A 4,756-nucleotide genomic window follows, 5' to 3' on the forward strand; every position below is an offset into this window, starting at 1 on the left:
CCCGTAATTATCGCCATGACCGCTAACGCTATGCCCGAAGATAAAGAATTGTGCCTGAAATCGGGAATGGATGACTACTTAAGCAAGCCCATGAAAATCACCGATATTATGGACGTTTTAGAACGTTGGGGCAAACATGTAAATAACAAATAGTGCCGGTTACTGGTCGGCACTGCAACAATTATACTACAACCAAGCTTTAACCTGCATAAACGGGTACGTCTTATTAAAGGAAAAAGTTAATTTCACCCAGTATTTTTAATTCTTTTTATAATGACCCATATTAAAACAACCCTTCGTTTTTTATTCCTGTTTTCCGCCATCTTTTTCTGTTTTTGTTATAAAGCAGTTGCTGCCCCCCAATATTATTACCAGCTGAAGATATACCACCTGAAAACACAGGCCCAGGAAGATCGCCTTGATTATTATCTCCAGAACGCATTCCTGCCTGCATTGCACCGCATGGGTATAAAAAATGTGGGTGTTTTTAAGCCGCTGGCCGGCGATACCTCGGGTAAAAGGGTCTATGTTTTGATCCCCTTCCGTACCTGGAGACAATTGGAAGGCCTAACAGACAAATTATCGGCCGATTCGCAATACTTCATTGATGGCAAAGATTATATCAATGCACCGTACAACGACGAGCCTTATACCCGGTTAGAAACTATAGTTTTGAAGGCCTTCCCTAAAATGGCAGAACCGGCAGAGCCGCAGCTTTCTGCCAAAAAGGTTGATCGCGTTTACGAGCTGCGGAGCTATGAAAGCCCCACCGAAGCTTATAACTTAAACAAAGTAAAAATGTTTAATGATGGAAATGAGGTGGCTCTTTTTAAAAGACTTGGGTTTAACGCTGTTTTTTATGCAGAAGTATTGGCAGGAAGCCACATGCCGAACCTGATGTATATGACTACCTTTAACAGTAAAGCTGACAGGGACAAACATTGGGATACTTTTTCAAACGACCCGGAATGGAAAACCCTGGTGGCATTGCCACAATACCAGCATAATGTGTCAAAGGCGGATATTATATTCCTGCATCCGACTGCCTATTCTGACTTTTAATGGTTTTAGAGAAACGCGATTTTGATGCCATTGTGGTTGGCTCCGGCCCAAACGGGCTGGCGGCAGCTATCCTGATGCAGCAAAAGGGCCTTTCTGTTTTATTGATCGAAGGAAAAGAAATGATCGGCGGCGGGCTTCGTTCTACCGAACTTACCCTGCCCGGTTATATACATGATATTTGTTCAGCGATCCATCCGCTCGCGGTGGCATCGCCTTTTTTTGAAACCTTGCCGCTTGATGAACACGGTTTGGAATACATTTTTCCAACCATAGCGGCTGCTCATCCGTTTGACAACGGGTCTGCGGCTATTATAAAAACATCAATAGAAGAAACAGCGGGTTTATTAGGGGCTGATGAACACGCGTATAAAAAATTGATGCAACCAGTAGTTAATGACTGGCCAGGTATTGCTCCGGACGTTTTGGGACCCTTACATTACCCCAAACATCCGCTGGCTATGGCCCGCTTTGGTTTCACAGCATTAACTTCTGCTGCACATTTGGTAAAGCGTTTTGAGACGGTGGAAGCAAGAGGATTGATAGGAGGGATGGCGGCACATTCTATACAGCCATTAACCAACGCAGCTACCTCGGCTGTAGCGCTGGTATTAATGGCCCAGGCGCATTTAAAAGGGTGGCCGGTACCCAAAGGTGGTTCAGTAAGCATTGCCAATGCCCTTGCGTCATATTTCCTTTCGTTAGGCGGAAAAATTGAAACGAATTTTTATGTCAGTTCGATGGATCAACTGCCATCAGCCCATTCAGTATTATTTGATGTGACGCCGAAACAACTTTTACAAATTGCCGGCCATAGGTTTTCGGCTGTTTACAAATGGCAATTGGAGCGGTACAGGTATGGTATGGGGGTTTTCAAGATCGATTGGGCACTGGAAGCACCAATTCCCTTTACTGCTCCAGGGTGCCGCGAAGCGGGTACCGTCCATATAGGCAATACTTTTGAGGAAATTGCGGTAACGGAACAGCAATGCTGGGAAGGGAAAACAGTCGAAAAACCTTTCGTGCTACTCACTCAGTCTTCCTTATTTGATACTACCCGCGCACCAAAAGGCAAACATACCGCATGGGCCTATTGCCATGTGCCCAATGGTTCCCAAACCGATATGACAGACGCCATTGAAAAACAGGTGGCGCGTTTTGCACCTGGTTTCAGGGAAAGAATATTGGCACGGCATACTTTTAACGCCGCCCAGATGGAAGAATACAACCCAAACTACATCGGCGGCGATATTAACGGTGGTGTAATTGATATCGGCCAGTTATTTACCCGCCCTGCCCTGCGTTGGTCGCCCTATAAAACATCAGCCAAAGGCATCTATATTTGTTCCTCATCCACGCCTCCCGGCGGTGGTGTGCACGGCATGTGCGGCTATCACGCAGCGAAGCGGGCGTTAAAGGATGTCTTCGATATCGTCTGAACCGTTGATTAGCCTGATTTTTCTATAAATCCTGAAAATCTGGTTAATCATTTTAATCCCGGTTCTGATAAATTTGTCTGTTTTTGATTTTTTTGTCCGATATCGATCGATTTCTAAATATCTAAAAAGTATAAACGGTTGTTTTTAACAAATTATTTTTGATGCGTCTAGTCTATATAACTATGCGATATAAGGTACTGCAGATAAGAAAATTGATTTCGTTTTGGGCGGATGATCCTTGATTAATTATCAATTAGTTAACACCCGCCCGATTAATTTAATTTTAGTAGTTTTATTGGCGGATGGCAATGGCCGAAATTTAAATGGCTAAAGAATAACTAAGCCCGAATGGGAGAAAAAGAGTTACAGGAGCTAATAAAGTGCTGTATCAAGCAAGATAGCAAATGCCAAAAGGAACTCTATAAGGCATTTTATGGCTTCGCTATGGGCATATGCCTGCGTTACGCGGGTAACAAAGACGAAGCTGCGGAAGTGATGAACCAGGGCTTCTTCAAGGTGTTTAGCAAGGTTGGCAAGTATAACGATGCACTCCCGTTTAAAGCTTGGCTTGGCCGGATCATGATCAATACTTCTATCGATTTCTACCGATCAAAACTAAAATTGGCTTTGAATGAAGACCTTGGCCAGGCCGGCGAAATAAGTGATGGCGAATTACCCGATCGAAATCTTAATTATGAAGACCTATTAAAAATGGTGCAGGCTTTACCACATGCCTATCGCACCGTATTTAACCTTTTTGCTATTGAAGGTTACTCACATGAGGAGATCGCCACGATGCTCAATATCAATACGGGTACCTCAAAATCGAATTTGCATAAAGCGAGGCAAAAACTCAAAGAAATGATCCTGAAGTCGGATGCCCATGCCAATAACTCCAACTATAACAATGATATAGACTATACACCCATCATCGCCATTAAAACGGATGATGCATTGCGCGTGTTTTTAAATAAAGGTTTTAAAAAATGAGTGAAGACAATGAATTAGACGATCTGTTTAAACGCAACCTGGAGGAACCGGCAGAACCTGCCGCGTACCAGGAACAGGATTGGAGTGCGCTCGAACAAATGCTGGATAAGCCCCGGAAAAAGCGTGCAATCGTTTATTGGATCCCGGTTTTAACAGGTGTGGCAGCATTGTTATTATTGTTTTTCGGCTGGTGGATGTTACGCCAACCGCAAACCGAACAAAAAAGCGACCATTATTCGGTAGCTAATCTTGTAAAGGAGCAGTCAAAAATGGATAAAATTATTACCACCAGCCCAAAACAACAACCAGCCGCGCAATTAAAAAACTCATCAGGTGTTGAAAGTTTTGTTACCAGCAAAGCAAAAAGTGCAAAAGGTAACCGTAAGTCAATATCAGTCTTACCGATCACAACAACGCAGGGGCAAGCTATAGTGAGTGGAGACACTTCATTAAATAGCCATAAGGTTTATCCGCAAACAAACAAACAATCGATGGCTGAAACCAATTCCCCGGCTTTAAGTAAACCGCAAATGAATGAAGTGATGGCCTCAAGCGCCGCTGTCAAACCTGATTCAGGTATAACACCCCTTCCTCAAAAGAAAACGAATAAAATTCATGTAAAGCAATCCTATCGTCCGCAATTTGCCCTCAGCGTTTTGGCTGCTCCCGATCTTAATGGGGTAGGCGGCTTTCAGCAAAGCAAATTAGGTACTAATATTGGACTCCTTTTTTCAGTAGGACTTTCAAAAAAATTAACAATTAGTACGGGTGCTATTTATTCAGTAAAACCCTATTTAACCGGGTTTGGTAATTATCATACGCCCTACCAATTCCCGGTTACACCGTTAAATGTAGTTGCTGATTGCCGTATGCTGGATATTCCGCTAAATATAGGTTACCAGGTTTACAACAGGCATCAAAACCGGTTTTCAATTGGTACCGGATTATCGTCGTATATCATGCTGCACGAAAGTTATAAGTTTAACTATGCTGACATATATCAAACAGGACCTTCCAGTTATACGGTTCCGGGTATCAATAGATATTTTTTTGGAGTGCTTAATCTTAATGCGACCTACGAGCATCAGGTCAATTCAAAATTTGGGATCAGTATACAGCCTTATTTTAAACTGCCGCTCGGTAATTTAGGCTACAGCCAGGTGCACCTGCAATCAACCGGTGTCGCTATCGGTGTCACCTGGAATTTAAATCCATTGCAAAAACCATAAAAAAAGGATATTCATATACTATCACTTGTTTTATCACTA

General features: G+C 43.0%; 4 protein-coding genes. All 4 read left to right on the forward strand.

The features are described 5' to 3' along the window. Positions 1-273 precede the first annotated feature (273 nt). The 4 genes from QZY09_RS16330 to QZY09_RS16345 all read left to right on the forward strand — a co-directional run bounded on the left by QZY09_RS16330 (position 274) and on the right by QZY09_RS16345 (position 4,717). Complete coding sequence (locus QZY09_RS16330) at positions 274-1,062, forward strand: NIPSNAP family protein (protein ID WP_295674078.1); 789 nt, start codon at positions 274-276, stop codon at positions 1,060-1,062. Then, positions 1,062-2,498, forward strand: coding sequence for an NAD(P)/FAD-dependent oxidoreductase (locus QZY09_RS16335; protein WP_295674080.1), 1,437 nt, complete (start codon positions 1,062-1,064; stop codon positions 2,496-2,498). Before QZY09_RS16330 ends, QZY09_RS16335 begins: the two co-directional genes overlap by 1 nt. Before the next feature lie 348 nt (positions 2,499-2,846). Beyond that, on the forward strand, positions 2,847-3,488 hold the full coding sequence (locus QZY09_RS16340; RefSeq protein ID WP_295674082.1) for a sigma-70 family RNA polymerase sigma factor: 642 nt from the start codon (positions 2,847-2,849) through the stop codon (positions 3,486-3,488). Then, entirely contained in the window at positions 3,485-4,717 is a 1,233-nt protein-coding gene (locus QZY09_RS16345; RefSeq protein WP_295674083.1) for a hypothetical protein, read from the forward strand. Before QZY09_RS16340 ends, QZY09_RS16345 begins: the two co-directional genes overlap by 4 nt. Positions 4,718-4,756: the final 39 nt, after the last annotated feature.

Origin of the sequence: uncultured Mucilaginibacter sp. (assembly GCF_903913935.1) — a bacterium.
In the GTDB taxonomy this organism is placed as follows: Bacteria; Bacteroidota; Bacteroidia; order Sphingobacteriales; family Sphingobacteriaceae; genus Mucilaginibacter.